Annotated in this window: 2 protein-coding genes; both read left to right on the forward strand. The window is 61.1% G+C overall.

What is annotated here, in order from left to right; genetic code table 11:
* A partial coding sequence (locus CAPSK01_RS24080) for a hypothetical protein (protein ID WP_273704127.1) occupies positions 1-280 on the forward strand: 280 nt, incomplete at its 5' end.
* Between the two features lie 97 nt (positions 281-377).
* Positions 378-1512 (forward strand): transposase (locus tag CAPSK01_RS19525; protein WP_273704128.1); only part of this gene is annotated, 1135 nt, incomplete at its 3' end.

A 1512-nucleotide genomic window follows, 5' to 3' on the forward strand; every position in this document is an offset into this window, starting at 1 on the left:
CAACGGTGTCCGGCTTGAATTTCAGCTGGCCCGGGCAAAGCTGCCCATGAGACAGCGTCAGCCGCGCTATACGCAGATAACGAGGTTGTTTAATAGAAAAAGGCAGGTGCGCAATCTACGGGCCCTATGGAACAGAGAATGTGTCGGAAAAATATTTTCAAAAATATCGCAAAAAACACTTGACACGGGTTTAGCAAAATGCTCGAAATTTATGCTGTATAAACAACAGCTTATTGGAGCACCTCGTGGATACCGAACGATTGACTGCAGTCATGAATAGCCTCATGAATCAAACCGTCCTGGGGGAATTGTTGGCGCCGGTGGCTCGTGCCTTGGCGCAGATACGCGGTACCGACACGGTGTCGCGCGTGTTGAGCATGACGGATTTTATCGGCTTGGGGGTACTGCGCCACCTGCAAGGCATGCGCACGCTGCGCGAGCAGGTGCAGTCGCTGCTGCATTGGGAGCCGGGAACGGCGCTGCGCGTCCCGTTGGCACGTTCCACCTGGTCGGACGCGCTGTCCTCGCGCCACCGCCGCGCAGTCTTGCAGGCGGCGATGGCGCCGTTGCTCAGCGAGGCGCGGGCGGCGCTGCCCGATCGTCTGGCGCAACTCCCTGCCCTGCAAGGGCGTCCGGTGTATGCGATGGATGGGACGTATCAGAGCGAAAGCGCCCACTACGGGCGGTGTACGCCCCGCCAGGGCGGCGAGGACAATCCCAAGGGACACGCGCTGTTGAGCTTCTACGACGTGCGCCTGGGCTGTCCCACCGACGTGCACGTCGATACCCGCAGTCGCCACGAGATCACGCTGTTGCGCGACTACGATCAATCCGTGCAGGCCATGACCCGTCACAAGGGTGCGCTGTGGCTGGTCGACCGCGCATTCATCGACGCGCCATTTTGGGATGACCGGAAGAAACGCTTGGGCGTGACCCTGATCACGCGCATGAAAACCAGCCTGTGCATCGATTCTACCGAGCCCTTGCCGGTGGCGGACGTGCCGACCAACGAAGGGGTGCTCAAGGATCTGCGCATCACCTTGCGCAGTTCCCGCCAAAACTGGCGCCTGATCACCTTCCGCAGCCGGCGTGGGCATCTCGTGGAGTTTCTAACCAACGAGTTCAAGCTCGAACCCGGCCTCGTCGCCTTCCTTTACTCCCGCCGCTGGGAGGAGGAGAAGTGTTTTGACACCTGGAAGAACGACTTCAGCCTGGCCAAGGCCTGGGGCGCCAGCCTGGCGGCCATCGAGAATCAGGTTCGCCTGGCCATTGTCACCAGCCTCTTGGTGGCCCTGCTGGTGCACCGCAGAATGGGCCAGCACGGAATCGCGGACGAGAAAGCGTTGCGCAAGCAGGACCGGCGCCAGACCTCCGCGACCGACGGGACCGATCGCCCCGACTGGAGCACCCCGGTATTCCGCTACGCCTCCAAGGTGAGCCGCCAAGTCCTGCGGTTCTTCAAGCACTGTTTTCACAAACCGGCCTCGCAGGCGCTCTATGAGGCCCAGCTGA

The organism is Candidatus Accumulibacter vicinus (genome assembly GCF_000584955.1).
Lineage (GTDB): Bacteria > Pseudomonadota > Gammaproteobacteria > Burkholderiales > Rhodocyclaceae > Accumulibacter > Accumulibacter vicinus.